The sequence below is a fragment of the Streptomyces sp. NPDC045778 genome, assembly GCF_056431945.1.
The window spans coordinates 316929-337861 of the sequence record NZ_JBWKJZ010000005.1 but is presented as its reverse complement, the minus strand read 5'-3'; the positions used below and the strand labels follow the sequence as shown (position 1 = coordinate 337861).

Here is a 20933-nt window from a genome sequence, read left to right as displayed (position 1 = left end):
CGAAGCTAGCCCACGGCGCGGGTGGCGTCCAGATGGCCGAACCGGGGCACTCGGGCGGCCGACGCCAGGAACCGCGCCCCGGTTCTCGCTGTCGCGGTGACAGAGGTCACTCGGTCCGACCGGGCCTCGCATGCACGGATCTGCCGATTCCCACGTCTATTCAAGTGCCCGACCACCGTCGTGCACACCCAGGTCGTCCAGTCGCCAGAGTCAAGGGAGCAGGCCTTGTCCACTGTCATCGAGCAAGCCGTCGAGGCCCGCCTGGTCGCCGCCGCGCCCCGGATGCCGACCATCCCGGCCACGCTCCACTACGACCAGCGGGACCCCTTCGCGGTGCGCATGAGCTTCCCCGCCCCCGCGACCCTGGAGGGCGTCGAGGTGCACTGGACGTTCGCCCGCGAGCTGCTCACCCAGGGCGTGGAGAACGCGGTGGGCGACGGCGACGTCCGGGTGCGGCCGTACGGCTACGAGCGCACGGTCCTGGAGTTCCACGCCCCCGAGGGCACCGCCATCGTGCACGTCCGCGCGGGTGAGCTGCGCCGGTTCCTGCACCGCACGATGGCCCTCGTCCCTGTGGGCCAGGAGCACCGGCACGTGGACCTGGACCAGGACCTGGCCGACCTGATGCGCGACGCCTGCTGAGGCGCGGGCGCACCCGCGTCCGCACCCGCGCCCGGTCAGCGGTCAGCCGTCAGCCGTCAGCCGCCGAACAGCCCGTTCAGCTCACCGAAGTCCAGGCCGCCCTCCAGTGATCCGTACGTCCCCTCGGTGAGCAGTTCCCGCGCCGCCGCGCGCACCAGCGCGTGTGCCGCCTGCGCGATGCCCGAGCCGACGCTGATCCGCGCCACGCCGAGCGCGGCGAGCCGCGCCACCGGCGGCGCCCCCGGCCCCGCCATCACGTTCACCGGCCCTTCGACCTTCGCGACCAGGGCCCCGACCGTCTCCGGGTCGACGGGACCCGGCACGAAGACACCGTCGGCCCCGGCGTCGAGGAACGCGGCGGCCCGCTCCAGGGTCAGCGCGAGCCGTTCCCCCGCCGACTCACCCACGCCGCGCAGACAGGTGTCGATCCGCGCGTTCACGAACAGGGGCACGCCCGCCGCGTCGGCGGCGCCGCGCGCGGCCGCGATCCGTGCCGCCTGCTCGGCGACCGGCCGCAGCGGCTCGCCCCCGCCGTGCGGGGCGTCCTCGATGTTCACGCCCACCGCGCCCGCGGCGAGGACGGCCCGGACGGTGTCGGCGACTCCCGCGGCGTCCTCGGCGTAGCCGCTCTCGATGTCGGCGGTCACGGGCACGGAGACCGCGTCCACGATCCGGGCCAGGGCGCCGAGCGCCTGGTCGCGGGTGAGCCGGTCCCCGTCACCGGCGCCGAGCGCCCAGGCGAGCCCGGCGCTGGTGGTGGCGACGGCGGCGGCTCCCGCCGTCTCGACGAGCCGGGCGCTCGCGGCGTCCCAGGCGTTGGGCAGGACCAGCGGGGAGCCGGGGACGTGCAGCTCACGGAAGGCGGTCGCGGTCTCGTTCACGTGCGTCATGCGCAGCACTCAACCAGCCCGCGCCGCACCGGGTCTGGCAGGAATCCGACACGGTCGTCGGCGGGGGCCGGCGCCGCCCGGGCGGGGGCCGGCGCCCACTCCGGCGCCCACGCCGTCGCGCCGCCCACGCCGGAGCGCGGCGATAAATGCGTTGACACGCCTTCCGGCCCCTTCCTACCGTGTACCACGCTTCTGTTGCCGCCGATTGGAGAAGGACGTTGCTCGTCTGAGGTCTTGAGACACCGCGTCACACAGCTATCGACCGCTGTGTGCGTCGCGTGCGACCTCGGCGTACGAGCCGTCCCGCCCCGGCACAGGGCCCTCCTTCCGTGTCCGGCCCCTCAGGCCCGCCACGCCCGGCCCCCCGCGGTGTCTCACACGCGTTGCCCCCATCACCCCACCGAGCAACCGCGAGGCCGTATGTCCACCGCCCCCACCTCATCCATCACCTGTACGTCGCTGTCCTTCACCTGGCCCGACGGCACCCCCGTCCTCGACGGCCTCCAGGCCTCGTTCGGCCCCGGCAGGACCGGCCTCATCGGCCGCAACGGCTCGGGCAAGTCCACGCTCCTGAAGCTCGTCGCGGGTGAGCTGACCCCGGCCGCGGGCACGGTGCGCACCGCCGACGACGTCGGCTACCTGCCGCAGAACGTCACCCTCGACACCGCGCTGCGCGTCGACGAGGTCCTCGGCATCGCCGGGACGCGCGCCGCCCTGCACGCCATCGAGGCGGGCGACGCGCGCGAGGAGCACTTCACCGCCGTCGGCGACGCCTGGGACGTCGAGGAGCGCGCCGCGGCGACGCTCGACCAGCTCGGGCTCGGCCACATCGGCCTCGACCGCACCACGGGCGAGGTGTCCGGCGGCGAGTCGGTCCTGCTCCGCCTGGCCGCGCTGCTGCTGCGCGCTCCCGGCGTCCTGCTGCTCGACGAGCCCACCAACAACCTCGACCTGCACGCCAGGCGCCGCCTCTACGCGGCCGTCGACGCCTGGTCCGGCGTCCTCGTGGTGGTCAGCCACGACCGCGAACTCCTGGAGCGGGTCGACCAGATCGCGGACCTCCGCGACGGCGAGATCGCCTGGTACGGGGGAAACCTCACCGCGTACGAGGAGGCGCTGGCCGTCGAGCAGGAGGCGGCGGAGCGCATGGTGCGCGTCGCCGAGGCCGACCTGCGCAGGCAGAAGCGCGAACTGGCCGACGCACAGGTCAAGTTGGCCCGGCGCAAGCGCTACGGGCAGAAGATGTGGGACCAGAAGCGGGAGCCGAAGGTCGTCATGGGCAACCGCAAGCGGGCCGCCCAGGAGTCCGCGGGCAAGCACCGCGTCCTGCACGAGGAGAAGCTCGCCGAGGCCAAGGAACGCCTCGACGACGCGGTGGAGGCCGTGCGGGACGACGACGACATCCGCGTCGACCTGCCCCACACGGCCGTGCCACCGGGCCGCACCGTCCTCACCCTGAGCAATCTGACACTGCGGTACGGGGCCCGCGTACGGGGCGAGTTCGAGCTGCGGGGGCCGGAGCGGATCGCCCTGGTGGGCCGCAACGGCGCGGGCAAGACCACGCTCCTGCGGACCATCAGTGGCGACCTCGCGCCGGTCGGCGGCGAGGTGCTCGCCCATGTGCCGCTGCGCTTCCTGCCGCAGCGCCTCGACGTGCTCGACGACGACCTGACCGTCGCCGAGAACGTGGCACGGCAGGCCCCGGACGCGACCAGGAACCGGGTGCGGGCGCGCCTCGCCCGCTTCCTGTTCCGGGGCGCCAAGGCCGACCAGCAGGCAGGCACCCTGTCCGGCGGCGAGCGGTTCCGCGCGGCCCTCGCGGCGCTCATGCTGGCCGAGCCCGCGCCCCAGCTGCTCCTGCTCGACGAGCCGACGAACAACCTCGACATGGCGAGCGTACGACAGCTGTCCACGGCCCTGGAGTCGTACGAGGGCGCGCTGATCGTGGCCAGCCACGACCTGCCGTTCCTGGAGTCGATCGGCATCACGCGCTGGCTGCTGCTCGACGGCGAGATCAAGGAGATCACCGGCCGTCATCGGGAGACCATGGAAAACCGGACAGAGGCTGTCGGGTATACCGCATAGCTTCGGCGGCATGCACGCAGCAACCGCCCATGACCACATCACCATCACCGGAGCCCGCGAGAACAATCTGCGGGAGGTGAGCCTGCGCGTCCCCAAGGGCAGGCTCACCGTCTTCACCGGCGTCTCAGGGTCGGGGAAGTCGTCGGTCGTCTTCGACACCATCGCCGTGGAGTCGCAGCGCCAGCTCAACGAGACCTTCACCTGGTTCGTCCGCAACCGCCTGCCGAAGTACGAGCGGCCGCACGCGGACACCATCGAGGACCTGGCGCCCGCGATCGTCGTCGACCAGAAGCCGATCGGCGGCCACTCCCGGTCCACCGTCGGCACGATGACGGACATCTACTCGGTGATCCGGGTCCTGTTCTCGCGCCACGGAACGCCGAGCGCGGGCCCGGCCACCGCGTACTCCTTCAACGACCCGAGCGGCATGTGCCCCGAGTGCGCCGGCCTCGGCCGCACCGTGCGGCCCGACTACGACCGCATCCTGGACCCCGCCAAGTCCCTGGCGGACGGCGCGATCCTGTTCCCGCCGTTCGCCGCGGGGACCTGGCAGGGCCAGACGTACACCCACTCCCCCGACCTCGACCCGCACAAGCCGGTCGGCGACTTCACCGCCGAGGAGCGGCACTTCCTGCTGCGCGGGCACCCCGACAGCAGGAAGGTCAACGTCGACAACACCGGTGGCGCGCGTGACATCGACTTCGAGGGCCTCGCGGACCGGTTCGAGCGCCTCTACCTCCACCGGGATTTGTCGGCGCTCTCCCAGAAGACCCGCGACCTGGTGCAGGCCCATCTCGTCGAGGGCCGCTGCCCCGCCTGCGCGGGCGCGCGGCTGAACCCGGCGGCCCTCGCCAGCCGCGTCAACGGCCTGAACATCGCCGACTGCGCCCGGATGGAGGTCACCGACCTCATCGCGGAGCTGGGCCGCGTCGACGACCCGGTCGCGGGTCCCGTCGCGCGGGCCGCCGTCGCCGCGCTCGAACGCGTCGAGGCCATCGGCCTGGGCTACCTCAGTCTCGACCGCGAGACCGCCACGCTCTCCGGCGGCGAGGGCCAGCGCCTGAAGATGGTCCGGCACCTGGGCTCCAGCCTCACCGGGATGACGTACATCTTCGACGAGCCGAGCGTCGGCCTGCATCCGCGGGACGTGGGGCGCCTGGGCGATCTGCTCCTTCGTCTGCGCGACAAGGGCAACACCGTCCTCGTCGTCGAGCACGACCCGGACGTCATCGCGGTCGCCGACCACGTCGTCGACATGGGCCCGGCCGCGGGCGCCCACGGCGGTCTGGTCGTCTTCGAGGGCACCCCGGACGAACTGCGCGCCGCCGACACGCTCACCGGCCGCTCCCTGCGGCGCGCCTCGGGCGTGAAGGAGCATCCGCGCGAGCCCGTCGGCGGCGTCTGGATCAAGGGCGCCGACCTGCACAACCTCAAAAACGTGAGCGTACGCGTGCCCACCGGCGTGCTCACCGCGGTCACCGGCGTCGCGGGCTCGGGCAAGAGCACGCTCGTGTCCGGCGCGTTCACCGCGCAGCACCCGGACGCCGTGGTCGTCGACCAGTCCGCCATCGGCATCTCGGCCCGCTCGACCCCGGCGACCTACCTGGGCGTCATGGACCGCGTACGGGCCCTGTTCGCGCGGCACACGGGCGCGGAGGCGGGCCTGTTCAGCTTCAACTCCAGCGGCGCGTGCGAGCGGTGCCAGGGCCGGGGGATCATCTACAGCGACCTGGCGTTCATGGACCCGGTGACGACGACCTGCGAGGCCTGCGAAGGGCGGCGGTTCAAGCGGGAGGTCCTCGGCCTGACCGTGGGCGGCCGCTCGATCGTGGACGTCCTGGACATGACCACCGAGCAGGCCCTCGCGTTCCTCGCGGACTTCCCCGAGGAGGCGGTGCGCCGCCGCCTCGGCGCCCTGCGGGACGTCGGGCTCACCTACCTCACGCTCGGGCAGCCGCTGAGCACCCTCTCCGGCGGCGAGCGCCAGCGCATCAAGCTCGCCACCCAGCTGCACCGGACCGGGACGACGTACGTCCTGGACGAGCCGACGACCGGCCTGCACATGGCGGACGTCGACGGGCTCCTCGCCCTGCTCGACCGGCTCGTCGACGCCGGGAACACCGTCCTGGTCGTCGAGCACAACCTGGACGTCGTCAAGCACGCGGACTGGGTCATCGACCTCGGCCCCGACGGCGGCAAGCACGGCGGCCGCGTCGTCTTCGAGGGGACACCGCGCGAACTGCTCTCCGCCGAGGGCTCGTTCACGGCGGAACACCTGCGGCGGTCGGTGGCCGCGTAGGCGTCCACCGCGGCCCGGCGGGCGCCGGGCCGCGGCGCGGGCTCACCTGCCGGGGTAGATGGCCAGGTCCGTGATGTTCACGGGGAACCGGCCGATGACCGTGGTCTCGCCGGTGAACAAGTTGACGTCGTAGAGGCTGGAGTTGCCCGTTCCGGACGCGGGGCCGAGGATCGCGAAGCCCGTGTTCGAGACGGTCTTGCCGCCCGAGAGGGTGCTGTAGACGTCGAGGCCCGCGTTGGGCCCCGCGTCGACCCCCAGGGAACCGATCGTCGACAGGGTGCCGTTGTTGGCCGGGGCCTGGACGACCAGCTGGTCGGCCTTGGTGTCGATGTCGAACAGGAGGGTTCCGGTGGCCCCGTTCAGGTCGTTGTTCGTGTAGCCGGCCGCGCTGACGCCGCGTGTCCACCCGGGTACGGGCGGTGTGGTGAGGACGCCGTCCTCGACCGTGGTGTGGTCGTTCAGGTTGTGCCGCAGGTTCTGGCCGTTGTCGCTGATCACGCGGAGCCGGTCGGCCGCCGGGTTGAAGTCGACGCCGAAGTTGGCGCCGTACAGGTCGAACTGGAGCCGGGAGACCTTGGTGGCGGTCGGCTCCGGGACCTCGGGCGGCCACTTGAACGTGTAGATCCCGCCCTTGTCGCCGACCCCGTACAACTTGCCGTCCTGGACGCGGAAGTCGATGCCGACCACCTTCTGGTCGCCCTGGAGGCCGGCGATCTCCCGTACCCAGTCCAGTTGCCGCGGATTGTCGGTCTTGAACGCGGCCATCAGGACACCGTCGCCGCTGATCCCGAACGCCTGCACGCTGGGGGTGACGGCGGGCGCCGCCGAACCGGTGCCGGGGGCGCCCATCACGAGCGCGGTCGACGCGGTGAGGAGTGCGACCGCCGCCGCACATCTCCTTCTGCTTCTGCTGCGCATTCTGCTTCGTATCTTCATCAGTGGTTCCCTCCCGTTGTTCCTCGAATACGTCATGGGGCACATGCCGGTTGTTCCGATCGCCACGGTGTTCCCCCACGGGCGGGTGCGCGGTTCCCATTAAGCCCAGGTCACCTGGGGCCGACAAGCGCATCCAGGGACTGGGGCGCCCCGTTCGCGGAACTTTGCGCACGGTGACAAACGGCCGCCCCCCTCCTCGGCCAAAATGTGTGCGAGGTGTGAACGCCGACCGGTTTCCCCCTGTCGGGCCCTTCGCGCGCGGTGGGATGCTCGCGGCCATGGGGAGCCTCTTCGCCGAGCTGGCCCGGCGAGCGGCGCACAGCGCGCGCCGGGAGGTAGAGACGTACACGCGCGAGATCCCGGAGTTCGCCTGCCTGGACGCCGACTCCCGCGCGCGGGCCGAGACGCTGGAGTACGCGGTGTGGCTGCGCCGCCGCACGCTCGAACTGTCGCCGGACAACACCGCGTTGACAGCGAGCGACCTGGCCGCCATCGCCTCGATGGGCGAGGTGCGGGGCGGCTCCGGCATGTCCCTGGAGTCGCGGCAGCAGGTCCTGCGCCTGCACACCGCGCTGATGCTGCGCGAGATCAACGAGGCCGTCGACGCCCAGCGCGGCGGCGGCGCCCAGGAACTCCTGCGGATGATGAGCTGGTTCGCCCCGCAGGGCGAGCGCGGCATCGCCGCCTACTGCCAGGGCTTCGTGACCGCCCTGAGCCGCCGTCTGCCGTACGTCGAGCAGGTCGCCCTGCTCGCCAGGGCGCTCCTCGCCGACGACCCCATGGCGGCGGAGCTGGCCTCGGCCGTGGACATGGAACTGCCCGGGTCCTTCGCGGTGACGGTGATCCGGGTGCCGGACGGGGCCGGCGGCCGTGGCGGCCCCGAGCGCGAGGTCGAGGCGCTGGTGAGGGCCCATCGGGTGCCGATGGTGTGGTGCCCGGTGGGGGGTGGGGGTGGGGAGCTGATCGCTCTGGTGCCGGAGGTGGGGGCCGGGGCGGGGGCGGGGCCCGGGCCGGGGACGCGATCACGGACCGCCGCGGGCGGCGGGGGCGGCTCGGGGCCTGGGCCGGATCCCGTGTCTGCCCTTGGTGCCAGGCCTGGGCCTGATCCCGACTCTGCCGCTGGCACCGGTCCTGAGCCTGATCCCGACTCTGCCCCTGGTGCCGGTCCTGGGCCGAATCCCGACTCCGCCCCTGGTGCCGGTCCTGGGCCCGGCTCCGCGTCCGCTGGGCCTGGCTCGGCCCTCGCAACCGGTCCTCGCGCCGGCTCCGTCCCTGACCCAGGGCCCGGCTCTGCGGACAGGGGGGCTGGCGCCGCCCTCGTCACCGGTCCTCGTTCCGGTTCCGCCGCTGGTGGGCCTGGCTCCGCCCCCGTCAACGGTCCGCGCTCCGGCTCCGCCCCCGGGCCGGGTCTTGGCTCTGCGGCCGGTGGGTCTGGCTCCGCCCCCGGACCGGGTCCCGGTTCTGCGGTCGGCGGGTCCGGTTCCGCCCCCGGGCCGGGTCCCGGTTCTGCGGTCGGCGGGTCCGGTTCCGCCCCCAGGTCAGGCCCCAGCTCTGCGGACAGGGGGGCTGGCGCCGCCCTCGTAACCGGTCCTCGTCCCGATTCCGCCGCCGGTGGGCCTGACTCCGCGCCCGTCAACGGTCCTCGCGCCAGCTCCGACCCCGGACCGGGCCCAGGTTCTGCGGTCGGCGGGTCCGGTTCCGCCCCCGGGCCGGGTCCCGCCGTCGCGCCCGGTCTCGTCTTCGACCCCGTGCCCGACCTCGCCCTCGAGCTGGTGCGGGACTTCGCCGGAGCCATCGGGCGCCCCTGCGCCGCCGGCTCCGCCACCGCGCCGCTCGCGGAGCTGGCCGACGCCCTGGAGCGGGCCCGGCGCATCAGCCGGACGACCCCGTTGCGGCGCGCGCCCGCCCGGCTGCGGCCGCACACCGTGGCGGACGTCTTCGTCGAACTCGCCGTCGCCGACGTGTCGTTCGTCGACTCCTGGCTCGCTACAGTGGCCCGGCACCTCGAACCCGGACCGGACCTCGTGGTCACCCTCGACACGTACTACCACCACGACATGGACCGGGCCGCCACGGCGGCCGCCCTCAACGTCCACCCCCGCACCCTGGACTACCGACTGCGCCGGGTACGGGAGCTGACCGGCCTCGCGCCGGGTTCGACGCGGGGCGTACGCGTCCTCAGCGCGGCCGTCACCCGGCGCCTGGCAGTGCGCTGAGACCACCGTCACTCTTTACTGCGGGCTTAACCTACGGGAACGTAACCTACGATGCCGTAGGTAACCCCGCTCGCGGCACCCCATGCCGCCCCCTTCCCGTCCCCATCCCCCTCCCCCCTGGAGCACCCGTGACGCTTACCTCTCCGCACCTCGGCAGCCCGGACACCTGGACCGACGCCCGGTTGCTGTTCGCGCTGGAGGAAGTGGTCGAGCAGGAGCTGAACCGCCATCTGAAGGTCGCCAAGGACTGGATGCCGCACGAGTACGTACCGTTCTCCGACGCGCGCAACTTCCCCGGCCAGTTCGAGGACGGCGAGGCCTGGCAGCTGGAGCAGTCGCCCGTCACCGACGTCGGCCGCATCGCCCTCGTCGTCAACCTCCTCACCGAGGACAACCTCCCGAGCTACCACCACGAGATCGCATCGCTCTTCGGCCGCGACGGGGCCTGGGGCACGTGGGTGCACCGCTGGACGGCCGAGGAGGGCCGCCACGGCATCGTGATGCGGGACTATCTGCTCGCCTCCCGCGCGGTGGACCCCGACCAGCTGGAACAATTCCGCATGTCACACATGAGCGAGGGGTTCGAGTCGGACAACCGGCACTCGATGCTTCACTCGGTCGCGTACGTCGCCTTCCAGGAGCTGGCCACCCGGATCTCCCACCGCAACACCGGGCACCAGTCGGGCGACCCGGTCTGCGACCGGATGCTGGCCCGCATCGCCACCGACGAGAACCTCCACATGGTCTTCTACCGCAATCTCCTCAAGGCCGCCTTCGAGCTGGCGCCCGACGCGACGATGATGGCGGTACGGGACGTGGTCGTCGGCTTCCGCATGCCCGGGCACGGTATTCCCGGCTTCGAGCGGGCCGCCGCGAAGATGGCCATCGGCGGGGTGTACAACCTCCGCATCCACCACGACGACGTGCTCCAGCCCGTCCTCCGCTTCCTCAAGATCATGAGCATTCCCGGGCTCGGCCCCGAGGGGACCCAGGCCCAGGAGGAGCTGGGCCTCTTCCTCGACGGGCTCGACGGCGAGGCGCGGCGCTTCGACGAGCGGCTGGCGGCGCGGCGGGCTCGCATCGCAGCCAGGGCCTGAGGCCGGCCCGGCGAACAGGTCTGCCCCCCGCCCACCCGCCCTCGGCTTCGCGGGGCTCGGCCCCGGGGCTCCGCGCGGCCGCTGAGCCCCGGGGCGTGGACGACTGGGCGGCTGCCCTGACGGGTCTCCTCCCACCCTCCCACCCGAAACTCCCCAGCCTTGCCGGGTTCGCCCCGACGCTCCGCGCTGCGGGTGGTGCTGTCCGTGTGCTCGGGTGTGGGCGGGCCGGGTCCATTCCGGCTGCGCGGTCAAGCCCCGGTGGCTCACGGCAACGTCACCGTCAATGCCGCGTCCCGCGTGTCGGGGAGGGCGTGGTGGCGCAGCGTGGTGAGGAGGGTTCGCCAGGGTGGGGGCCAGCCGGTGCGGGAGCCGAGGGTCTGGGTGAGGGAGACGGCGAAGAGGGGGCGGGCGGGGCCGGGGCCCGCGGCCAGGGTCCGGGCCACCGGCAGGAGGGCCGCCCCTGCGAGGGAGGCGTCCGCCCCGGCCAGGCGCTCGGCCAGAGCCCGCGCGGTCGCCCCGGCCAGCACCGGCCGCCCCTCATGCAGCTCCGCGACCCGCTCCAGCTCCCGCCCCACCCCCACCCCGCCCACGTCCAGTCCGGCCACCAGCAACCGCACAGCCAACGGCACGAAATCGTCGTAGGAGGCAAGGAGTTCACCCGCGCGCCGGGCCACCGCCCGCCCCGCGCCCCCCGGCGCCACCACGAGCCCCGCGACCACGTGCTCGACCCGGCGCCGAGCCGCGACCCCCGCCTCCCCGGGCACCGCCGCCAGCGAGGCGAGCGCGGCGCACAGGGCCTCGTCGCCCCCGACGACCGCCGCCGCGACCAGGCCGTCCGCGGCCGCCCGCCACACGGCCCGGCCCCGTTCCGGATCCGCGCAGGCCGCCCCGAGGACCGCCGCGGCCTCGGCCGACCACGGCGCCCACCGGGGCAGCGCCCCGAAGGCCAGGACGGCCGTCTCGGCGTCGTCGGCGGCGCTCACGTCGCGCACGAGGCGCGCGTACCGCTCCCGGTGCGCGGGCGCGACCTCCAGGGGCCGCGTCCGAAGGACGGCGTGCCGGGACCGGACCTCGCCCTCGACGGCGTCGGCGAGCAGTTCCCAGGCCGGCTCCTCGCCGAGCAGCCCGGCGCAGCAGGCCACGCACGCCGCCCGCACGTCCGGGTGGCTGCCCGGCGCCCGGTACGCCTCGCGCAGCAGGGCCGCCGCCGGCGCCGCGGGCAGGCGGGTCGCCGTGAGCCGGGCGGCCTCCTTGCGGCTGGTGACCTTCGCCCCGGGCCCGACGAGGACCGCGCGCAGCGGCCCCGCGAGGAGCGACGGCGGCGCGTACCGGGAGGCCCGGCTCGCCGCGTACACCGCGACCCGCGCCCGGTCGTCGCCCGCGTGCGCGAGCAGCGCGGGCACGGCGTCGCCGGGCCGGTCGGTGCGGGCGAGCGCGGCGAGGGCCGCCTCGGCGAGGCGTACGTCGGCGGACGTGCTCCAGTGCCGGACGACGTCCGTGCCGACGCCGGGCACGGCCGCGCAGCGGGCGAGCGCGGCGGCGCGGTCCGCGAGCGGCAGCTTCTCGTCGGCCGCGGCGGCCCCCGACTGCCGTGCCCACGCCTCCTGTTGGCGGGCCGTCCACCGGCGCAGCGCCCACGGCCCGGCGGGCAGGGTCCACGTGGACCCCGCGGCCAGGAAGCGGCCGTACGGTGGCCGCGTGCCGAGCAGCGGGTCGATCAGGTCGGTGCGGCGGTGGGTGAGGGCGGTGTGCACGGGGGCCAGGGCAGCCGCCGACGGCTCGCGGGCGAGGACCCGCGCGACGCGCTCGTCGCGGTCGACCGAGGTGGGCGCGGCCTGAAGCCACAGGCCGATCGCCGTGGCCGCCGTGGGGTTGTCGCCGTACTGGATCGCCTGCCACAGCAGGTCCTGGAGCGGGGCCATGCCCCGCGCGCGGCGTCCGACGGCGCGGGCGAGGGCGAAGGCCAGGCCGTAGTCGGCCTTCTCCGCGCCCGCCTCGATCCAGGGCCGCAGCGCCTCGTACACCGCGTGCTCCTGGCCGCGCCGCAGCAGCCGGTCGAGCCGCCCGAAGTCGGCGCGCCCGGTGCCGCCGGTGAGGCGGGTGAGGGTGCGAAGTCCCCAACTCACCAGGTCTGTACGGGCGTTGGCGGCGTGTTCGCGGAGCACGGCGAGCGCGAGGGAGCTGAGTGCGTCCCTGGTGTCGTACGAGCAGTCACGGGCGGCCACGGCGTCGGCGGAGAGCCTGTCCAGGTCCGGCACGGCGTCGGGGGTGAGCAGCGCGGGCCGCACGGCCGAGAGGGCGTACAGGGCCTCGGAGCGCACGGGGTCCCGCTCGTTGGCGAGCCGTCCGACCATGTCCCGTACGACGGCGGCGACTTCGGCCGGGTCGCGGGAGCGGGCCGCGTTGCGGACGAGGAACGGCCAGGCCTCGGCCCGGTCGTCGGCGTCGGGCCGGCGCGTGGCGGCGACGAGGCGCTCGCGGACCTCCGCGCACGGCAGGTAGGACTCGGCGGCGAGCACGGTGGTCCAGTACGCGCCGTCCGCGCGGGCCCGGGCGGCGACGCGGCGGGCCGCGTCGGCGGCGGCGTGGCGCGGCAGGGCGTCCCACAGCACGCCGTCGACGGTGGCGGGCCCCGGCCCCCGGCCCTCGACGGCGGCGGCGTACAGCGCGGGGCGCGCGGCGGGCGGGTGCGCCGCGAGCAACCGGGCGAGGGCTCCGGAGTCGTCGGCGACGGAGCGGGCATAGGCGGTCATGGCGGGGCCGCCGTGCCGGGCGAGGCGGCGCAGCACGGACGGGGTGAGCCGGCCGCTGCCGCGGAGCGTCGCCCCCCACTCGCCGGTGAGCAGCGCCAGCGTGCGGCCGGGCGCGACGGCGGCCAACGCAGGGAGATGGGGCAGGAGTTGGCGAGGGAAGGAGGTCGGCGCGTACCGCTCCAGGAGGTCGAGCACGCGCCGCGGGTCGTGTGTCGCGCCCGCCTCCAGGGCCCCCGCGCACCGCTCCCAGCAGGCGTCGCGCAGCCCCTCGGGCGCGGCGGCGAACTCGCGCGTGACGACGTCGAGCAGGACGCCGTGGTGCCGCTTGGCAAGGGCGCTCAAGGCGCGCACGGCGTACAGGACCTCGGGGAGCAGCCGGGCCACGACGTCCTCGGAGCAGCCGGGCAGCAGCCGCGCCGCCTCGGCGTCGCCCCAGTCGCGCCGGACGCCGTCGACGAGCCGGTCGGCGAGGGCGGTGCGGCGCCCGGCGGCGAGCGCGCGCAGCAGCCGGCGGCGGACCGCCTGGGGCGCGTCGGTGAGCGCGGCCTCGAAGGCGGCGTCGGGCACGCCCGCGGAGTCGGCGGCGCGCAGCGCGTGGCCGCGGACGAACGCGTCGGGGTCGGCGAGGCGGGCCGCGATCCACGCGGTGTCCCCGGTGATGGCGGCGAGCACGATCGCGACGCCGCGTTCATAGGCGCGGCCGGGCACGAACCGGCCCGTCCTCTCGGGTCCGCGCCGGGCCCGGCCCCATCTGCGGCCCGGCGCGGTCTCGCCGCCCTCCAGCGCCACCAGCCACCCCGGCACCTCGTCGCGGCGCGCTCGCGCGGCGCGGGCGAGCCGCCGCATCCGTTCCGGGTACGGCAGCGGGTCGAGGTCGGCGAGCAGGCGGGCGGCCTCGGCGGCCGGATCAGGGCGTGCCATGCGCCGATTCTGCCCGGGGCGCCCGTCCTGCCGTAGCGATTTACGGCCCGCGACGGTGGTGCCATGGTGGGCGGACAGCCCCTGAGCGACCTCGTGGGGTGCTCAGGGCGCGGTCGTCGGCCCCTGGGGGTGGAGAGGCGTGGCACAGACGCACGAGTGGATGTTCTACGAGGTCATGTGGCGCGCGTGGGCGGACCGGGCGCGGGTGCCGTATCCCGTGCCGTGGTGGGCGCAGGCCGCGTTCCGGCACTGGAGCGACGACTTCGACCGGGGTACGTACGCGTCGAAGGAGGCCGCCTTCGCCTCCAACGCCCTGTACCGCTACTGGCACATGGTGGGCGTCAAGGACCACCGCCAGGAGTCGCTGGTGGGCCAGGCGGGCGAGGTCGAGCCGGTCTACGACAAGTACTGTCTGGCCTTCTTCCTGCACGACCCGGCGGCGGGCACCGTACGTCTGCCGCAGCTCGCGGAGTGCGGCACGGTGGAGCAGCGGATCCTGGCGCCGCACCTGCCGGTGGTGGTGACGGTGTTCCGCACGGCGGACGGCGTCGAGTGCGTGCAGCGGACGTTCGCCGTCCCGGTCGGCGCGCGCGGGCGGGACCTGGCCGTGGTCCGCCTCGCGGTGGGCAGTCCGGACGGGCGGCCGCGCGAGGGCCGGCTGTGCCTGGCGGTGCTGCCCGCGGGGCCGAGCGGGTTCCAGCGGCACGACCGGCGCGGCGAGCAGCTCACCGACCGGCGCCTGACGTTCCTGCGGTACCTGCCGCACGAGGCGCGGGTGGAGACCAACGGCGGCTGGGGCCCGGTCTTCGACGTCCCGCCGGAGGACTACGGCGTGTACGGCAACCCGGACTTCACCGCCGACCCCGCGGCGTATCTGGTCCACAGCCCCTTCCACGACCTGGTCACGAGCGGCAAGCTCAACGCGGCGCTCCAGGCGCAGGACCAGGTGGCGGGGCTCTGCAGCGCGGTGTTCGCGTGGCCGTTCCGGGTCGCGGACGACGAGGTGTTCACCCTTGACGTGCGCCTCCCGGTCGACCTGTACAGCGGCGCGGACGACCTGGCGGAGCTGCGCGCGACGCCCGCCGCCGCACTCGACGAGGCGAACCGGGCGTTCTGGGCGGCGAGGCTGCTCGGCCAGGGCGTGCGGCCCGAGCTGCCGGAGCCCGTGGCGCACCTGGCCGACCGGTTCCGGCAGGCGCGGGCGCAGTTGCTCGTGCTCTCCGACCACGGGGAGATCCATCCGGGCCCGACGGTGTACGACTCGTTCTGGATCCGCGACTCGTCGGTGGAGGCCACGGCGTGCTCGCTGGTGGGCGACACCGCCCTGGCGGAGCACCAGCTGGGCACGCACTACCCGCTGCGGTTCAACCGCGGCACGGGCCGGATCGGGCCGTGCGCCGAGTACGGCTTCTACGGCGGCCCGCACGAGAAGGACGACCGCGAGTGGGACAGCAACGGCCAGGCGCTGTGGGCGATCGGCCGCTTCGACCGCACGCGGGGCCGCGACGCCGCGTTCGGCGCGAAGCTGTACGCGCCGTACGTCGTCGACGCCGCGCGCTGGCTGCGCGACAACCGGGACCCGTACGGCCTGCTGCACAGCGGCTGGAGCGCCGAGCACCTCGGCGAGCGGGACAAACCGCACTACTGGGACGATCTGTGGGGCCTGGCGGGCCTCTACGAGGCGGCCCGGCTCGCCGAACGCCTCGGCACTCCGGAGGTGGGCGAACTCTGGGCCGCCTTCGACGACTTGAAGGCCGCCACGGCGGCCTCGATCCGCTGGGTCCTCGCCGAGCAGCGGCGGCGCGGCGACTGGGAGACGTACATCCCGACCGGCCCCGGCGACGTGGGCAGGCTCGACTCGACGATGATCGGCGCGGCGGCGTACTTCCATCCGCTGCGGCTGCACATGGGCAGCAAGCTGGGCGACGACATCGACCTGGCGGCGCGCCACACGCTCGACACGATGTACGCGCACTTCGTCACCGGCGGCTTCCGGCACGAGGCGGCGTGGAACGCGTACGGGCCGTATCTGACGATGCAGCTGGCGCACGCGTATCTGCTCGCCGGGGACCCGGCGCGGACGGACGCGCTGCTCGGCTGGACCGTGGCCGCCGCCTCGCCGCGCGCGGACGGCCGGGCGGTGGCGCTCGGCGCCTGGAACGAGCAGCACGCCTTCCCCGTCGCCTCCGACTACGGCGAGGTGCCGCACCGCCCCTGGTACATGGGCGACATCCCGCACGGCTGGGCGGCGGCGGAGTATCTGCTCCTGATCCGCGACATCCTCTTCTTCGAGGCGGACGAGGACCGCGACCCCCATGTGTACGTGGCCCCGGGCGTGCGCCCGCACTGGGTGCCGGACGGCGCATCGGTGGCGGTCGGCGCGGCGCCGACGCTGTACGGCGCGCCCTTCGGCTACCGGCTCGCGCACGACGCGGGCGAGCGCACCGTGACCGTGGACGTCACCGACGCACCGCGGGGCGTGCGGTACGTCTATCCGTGCCGCTTCGGCCCGGTGCGGGCGGCGACGGCGGACGGTCGCGCGCTGCCGGTCGAAGGCGACGACGTGCGCGTGCCGGCGGGCACGGAGAGGTTCACGGTCACGTACGCCTGAGTCGCGTACGGCTCGCGGGGCGCGGCCGGGGCAGGCCGCTCAGGCGGAGCGCTCAGGCGGAGCGCTCAGGCGGAACGCGAGACCTTCTCGCGCCGCAGGCTCTGCCGTTCCTTCTCGGAGAGCCCGCCCCAGACGCCGAATCGCTCGTCGTTGTCCAGCGCGTACGCGAGGCAGGCGGAGCGCATGTCGCACAGGCGGCAGATGCGCTTCGCCTCGCGCACCGAGCTGCCGGGGTCGGGGAAGAAGAAGTCGGGTCCGGTCTGCGCGCACAGCGCCTGCTCCTGCCAGGCCAGTTCGGCTTCGGTCACCGTGGTGTCAATGTGCATGCAGTGATCGTGGACGAAAGCGCGAAACAACCGATCAACGTTCGATCAACGAGGCGTACGCGGCCCCCGGGGCAGGGGGCGACCGACCGTTCGGCATGACCACCGTACGGGCCTGCGCGGGGGCCCACCGCACCTTTCCGCGCCCCGGGCGCGTCGCGCGATCCGCCTTCGAGCCGCCCGGGGCCCCGGGCGGCGCAAGGGACCAAGGCGCGCGCCCCCGGCCCAGGGCGGGCCGGGGGCGCGTGTCCTGGGCGCTGTCTAGTCCTTCGCGTCCACGGCCGTGAGGGGCTCGGGAGCGGCGGCGGCAGGCGGCACCGGCGGCACCGCCTTCGGGCGCGGAGCACTGCCGAACCTCCGCACGAGCGGCATCTCCACCCAGGTGAACAGCGCGTACGCCACGACGAGGCTCGCCGCGAAGCAGCCGATGAGCGTCGCGAGCGCGGCGCCGTCCGACATGTCCTGCACCAGCCATCGCTGCGCCGACACCAGGAACATCACGTGCACCAGGTAGAAGCCGAATGACAGCTCGCCGAGCTTCACGATCACGCGCCCGCGCACCGCCGAGCGGGTCCCGCGCACATCGGCCGTCGCACCGGCCACGATGAGCGGCGTGACCCAGAAGGCGGCCGTGCCGCCGACGCTGTACAGGTACGGCACCTGCGCGTTGAGGAGGAACCCGCCGACCGCGAACAGCGCGGCCGGGATCAGGCCGACGCGCGGCACGGCCCCGCTGAGGACGAGGCGCGCCACCACGATGCCGAGGACGAACTCGGCCATGCGGATCACCGGGAAGAAGTAGACGAACCACAGCTGCTCGTGCGTGAGGGGCTGGCCGGGCAGCAGGGGGACACCGCCGATGACGTTCTCGGAGAACGGCACCGCGAGCCAGGGGACGGCCGCGAGCACGCCGGCCGCCACCCACAGGCCGCGCACCGAGAGGCGCCGCACCAGCGGCAGCAGCAACGGGAAGCTCAGGTAGAAGAAGACCTCGCACGACAGCGACCAGGCCACCGGGTTCATGCCGGTCAGGACCGGCAGCTCCGGCACCCAGGACTGGACGAGGAAGAGGCTGGTGAAGAACTTCTTCGCCTCGAACGGGTCGGACGCGAGCAGCATGATCGTGACGGTGGCCGCGAAGGCGACCAGGTGGTTCGGGTAGACCTTGACCATCCTGCGCCGCCAGAAGCCCGGCACCGTGTCGCGCGGCCGTGCCGACCAGGTCAGGATGAAGCCGCTCAGCACGAAGAAGAAACTCACGCTCGGCGTGCCGGCGTCCTTCACGAGGTCGGTGAGGAATTCACCGGTGTCGCCGCGCAGGAAAGTCATCCCCGACGTCGCGTGAAATGCGAAAACGGGCAGCGCCGCGATGAATCGCATCCCGCTCAGGGATGGAAGTCTGGACAGTTTTGGACGTACGGCGTCTGTGGCCATGGGAAACCCTCCGCTTGCTGCTGCCCCGTTGCGGGCACCGCGTGCCCGTGGCGGGCCCCTGGCCCGCGCGTGCCGGACCGCGAGCACACCCGCCGAGCGGGCCACCCGTGATCCTCAAGTCGTCCATAGAGGCTGACGGTTGAAGATCCTGGCCGCAAGATTTCCCGGCCCTTTCGCTGTCCCGTGTACCGCCGACAGTACGGACGGGAAAGAAAACGGAAGAAGGAAGCGCGGCACCGCCGCCCCGACACCGGAATGCGGCGGAATGCCTGACTCCGCCGCGGCCGGATCGGCGGCAGGCCCGGACCGGAAGCGACAGGCCCGGACCGGAAGAACGTCCGGCGAGCGCTCAGCGGCGCCTCTCCGCTACGCCGACTCCCGTCGCACCAGCTGTGTCGGCAGCACGAGGCTCGCCGCGTGCCCGACGTCGTCGGCGTCCCGGCGCCGTGCCCGCGTGCCCGGCGGGGCCGGATCCGGGGCGGGGCACCGGTCCTGCCCACGCAGCAACATGGCCGCCATCAGACGGCCCATCTCCTCGATGTCCTGGCGCACCGTGGTCAGCGGCGGCTCCGCCTGCTCGGCCACGGGCAGCATGTCGTCGAAGCCGACGACCGCCACGTCGTCCGGCACGCGGCGCCCGGACGCGCGCAGGACCCGCAGCGCGCCGGCGGCCGACAGGTCGTTCGCGGCGAACACGGCGTCGACGTCCGGGCACCGCTCCAGCAGGTGCCGCATGGCGCCCTCGCCGCCCGCGGGCGTGAAGTCGCCCTCGGCGACGAGCCGGGCGTCCGCGGCCGGAAGGACGTCCCGGAAGCCGTCGAGGCGGTCGGCCGCCGACGTCTGGTCGAGCGCGCCGGTGATGTGTGCGATGCGGGTGCGGCCGAGCCCGGCGAGGTGCCGCACGGCCGTGCGCGCGCCCCCGCGGTTGTCGCAGTCGACGTACCGCACGCTGTCCTCGCCGCCCGCCCAGCCGGGCCGCCCGCCGAACACCGTGGGCACGCCCGCGCCGTTGATGATGACCGGCAGCGGGTCGTCCAGGTGCAGCGAGAAGACGAGCGCCCCGTCGACGTGGCCGCCGGACAGATAGCGGCCCACGCGCGCGTGGTCGGTGCGCCCCTCGGTGAGGAGCAGCACGAGCTGGACGTCATGCGCCGTCAGTTCCTTGCTGATGCCGCGGAGTTGGAGCGCGAAGAACGGGTCGGCGAAGACGCGCGTCTCCGGCTCGGCGATGACGACGGCGACGGCGTCGTAGCGCCGGGTGACGAGGCTGCGGGCGGCGCGGTTGGGCACGTAGCCCAGTTCGTCCACGGCCCGTCTGACCTTCGCGGCGAGTACTTCCCGCACCCCTGCCTCGCCGTTCACGACCCGTGACACCGTCGCGCGCGAAACCCCGGCCCGCGCGGCCACTGCCTCCAGGGTGGGACGCGCCCCTGCCTCGCTCACCTAGGAACTCCTCATCGGCGGTTGCCGATCAGAATAACCGCGGCGGCGGCGCCCGGAGCGCGCCCTTCAGCAGCACACGGGCCCCCGCGCGCCTCCCGCGCCGACAGCTCCCCGAGGAGCCGCGGAGACAGCTCCCCGAGGAGCCGCGGAGACAGCGCCCCGAAGGGGCGCGGGGAACTGCGCGACCAGCCACGACGGCCCCGCGGCCGCCCGACGACCCGCCACGGCCTCTAGTGGTGAGCCCCGCCCGGCTCCGGCTCCGGCTTCGGCTCAGCCCCCGCACGGGAATGGTGCGGCACGTATTCCGGAATCGTGCCGTCCGGCTTCTTCACCAGGAACATCCCCACCATCCCCATGTCGGAGTGGCTCTGCACATGGCAGTGGTACATCCAGGCGCCCGCGCCGACTCCCTCTCCCGCGATCACCTGGAAGCCGAAGGAGTCCCCCGGTCCGGTGATCTTGTCGTCGAGGATCTGGCTGGGGTCGTCGGGGCCGGTCAGCATCCCCGTGCGGTTGTCCGCCCAGCGGTGACCGTGGATGTGGAACGTGTGGTAGTACTCGCCGTGCGTGATGGACACGAACTCGACCCGGTCGCCCACGGTGGCCTCGAAGTCGGGGCCCGAGTGGGCGGGCTTGTTGTTGATCATCATGTCGTTGAAGACGACCACGCACGTCTTGTCGGGCAGGATGTCGCCCTCGCGGCGCACGATCACCGCCCCGTAGAGCCCCTTGCGCAGACCACCGGTGCCGTGGTCCGTGCCGACCACGTGGTCGTGGTAGTGCCAGTAGCCCGCCGTGCCGGGGCGCCAGGTGCCGTCCTTGCGGCGGCCGGGCGCGTGCGTGCGCCAGGTGTACGTGCGCTTCTTGCCCGGGGCCACATCGGACCGGGTGTGCTTGGTGCCGTCGCTGGAGATCTCGTAGTCCATGCCGTGGACGTGCAGGCTGACGGCGGCGTCCGTGGTGTTCTCGAAGTCGATGTGCAGCGTGTCGCCCTCGTTCAGCTCGATCAGCGGGCCGGGCACGGACGCCTTGCCCCGCTGGAGGCCGTAGCCGAGCTGCCCGTCGGGGAGCTTCTCGGCGTACAGCGTGATGCGGCGCACCTCGCCGCCCGCCGGGGCCGTCCGGGGAGGGTTTTCGGCCGGGACCGCCTCCGGCGCCATGGCCGACATCGATGTCACCCCGGCCGCCGCGACCGCTCCGCCCACCAGCATCCGTCGGTTGAAGCTCCGTCTGTCCATGCCGAACTCCCCCACTGAGAACGGAAACTGACACTGCGTCAGGCA

At 73.9% G+C, this 20933-nt stretch carries 12 protein-coding genes and 1 pseudogene; 6 read left to right on the top strand and 7 right to left on the bottom strand.

Annotation, left to right across the window (positions count from 1 at the left end; all coding sequences use genetic code 11):
* Positions 1-225: 225 nt before the first annotated feature.
* Positions 226-642, top strand: a complete 417-nt coding sequence (gene ssgD, locus AC07GB_RS09445; protein ID WP_478843207.1) for a spore wall synthesis regulator SsgD — start codon at positions 226-228, stop codon at positions 640-642.
* A 56-nt stretch (positions 643-698) separates the two neighbouring features.
* On the opposite strand, the gene AC07GB_RS09440 is transcribed toward ssgD, so the two are convergent.
* Positions 699-1532 carry an isocitrate lyase/PEP mutase family protein gene (locus AC07GB_RS09440; RefSeq protein WP_478843205.1) on the bottom strand — a complete coding sequence of 278 codons (834 nt, stop codon included), beginning with the start codon at positions 1530-1532 and terminating at the stop codon, positions 699-701.
* A gap of 420 nt (positions 1533-1952) precedes the next feature.
* Between AC07GB_RS09440 and AC07GB_RS09435 the strand changes: the two genes are divergently transcribed.
* Together AC07GB_RS09435 and AC07GB_RS09430 are read left to right on the top strand one after the other, a co-directional pair.
* Positions 1953-3617 carry an ABC-F family ATP-binding cassette domain-containing protein gene (locus AC07GB_RS09435; protein ID WP_478843203.1) on the top strand — a complete coding sequence of 555 codons (1665 nt, stop codon included), beginning with the start codon at positions 1953-1955 and terminating at the stop codon, positions 3615-3617.
* Positions 3618-3627: 10 nt separating this feature from the next.
* The gene (locus AC07GB_RS09430; protein ID WP_478843201.1) at positions 3628-5916 is read left to right on the top strand and encodes an ATP-binding cassette domain-containing protein; all 2289 of its coding nucleotides are present in this window, start codon (positions 3628-3630) and stop codon (positions 5914-5916) included.
* Positions 5917-5958: 42 nt separating this feature from the next.
* Here the strand turns inward: AC07GB_RS09430 and AC07GB_RS09425 are convergent, their stop codons facing one another.
* A complete protein-coding gene (locus AC07GB_RS09425) occupies positions 5959-6834 on the bottom strand; it encodes a DUF4394 domain-containing protein (protein WP_478843199.1) in 876 nt (291 codons plus the stop codon).
* A gap of 1739 nt (positions 6835-8573) precedes the next feature.
* Here AC07GB_RS09425 and AC07GB_RS09420 point away from each other — a divergent pair.
* Together AC07GB_RS09420 and AC07GB_RS09415 are read left to right on the top strand one after the other, a co-directional pair.
* A pseudogene (locus AC07GB_RS09420) lies at positions 8574-9068 on the top strand (PucR family transcriptional regulator); the annotation flags it as partial.
* Between the two features lie 128 nt (positions 9069-9196).
* A complete protein-coding gene (locus AC07GB_RS09415; protein ID WP_478843197.1) occupies positions 9197-10165 on the top strand; it encodes an acyl-ACP desaturase in 969 nt (322 codons plus the stop codon).
* A 263-nt stretch (positions 10166-10428) separates the two neighbouring features.
* On the opposite strand, the gene AC07GB_RS09410 is transcribed toward AC07GB_RS09415, so the two are convergent.
* Positions 10429-13839 (bottom strand): hypothetical protein, encoded by a 3411-nt coding sequence (locus AC07GB_RS09410; RefSeq protein ID WP_478843195.1) that lies wholly within the window; start codon positions 13837-13839, stop codon positions 10429-10431.
* 139 nt (positions 13840-13978) lie between these two features.
* On the opposite strand from AC07GB_RS09410, the gene AC07GB_RS09405 reads away from it, so the two are divergent.
* Positions 13979-16450, top strand: coding sequence for a glucosidase family protein (locus AC07GB_RS09405; protein WP_478843193.1), 2472 nt, complete (start codon positions 13979-13981; stop codon positions 16448-16450).
* A gap of 65 nt (positions 16451-16515) precedes the next feature.
* Here the strand turns inward: AC07GB_RS09405 and AC07GB_RS09400 are convergent, their stop codons facing one another.
* The 4 genes from AC07GB_RS09400 to AC07GB_RS09385 all read right to left on the bottom strand — a co-directional run bounded on the left by AC07GB_RS09400 (position 16516) and on the right by AC07GB_RS09385 (position 20888).
* The gene (locus AC07GB_RS09400; protein WP_144321902.1) at positions 16516-16776 is read right to left on the bottom strand and encodes a WhiB family transcriptional regulator; all 261 of its coding nucleotides are present in this window, start codon (positions 16774-16776) and stop codon (positions 16516-16518) included.
* A 258-nt stretch (positions 16777-17034) separates the two neighbouring features.
* Positions 17035-18207, bottom strand: a complete 1173-nt coding sequence (locus tag AC07GB_RS09395; RefSeq protein WP_478843192.1) for an acyltransferase family protein — start codon at positions 18205-18207, stop codon at positions 17035-17037.
* Positions 18208-18573: 366 nt separating this feature from the next.
* A complete protein-coding gene (locus AC07GB_RS09390) occupies positions 18574-19650 on the bottom strand; it encodes a LacI family DNA-binding transcriptional regulator (RefSeq protein ID WP_478843190.1) in 1077 nt (358 codons plus the stop codon).
* A 230-nt stretch (positions 19651-19880) separates the two neighbouring features.
* Entirely contained in the window at positions 19881-20888 is a 1008-nt protein-coding gene (locus tag AC07GB_RS09385; RefSeq protein ID WP_478843188.1) for a multicopper oxidase domain-containing protein, read from the bottom strand.
* Between the last annotated feature and the right edge of the window lie 45 nt (positions 20889-20933).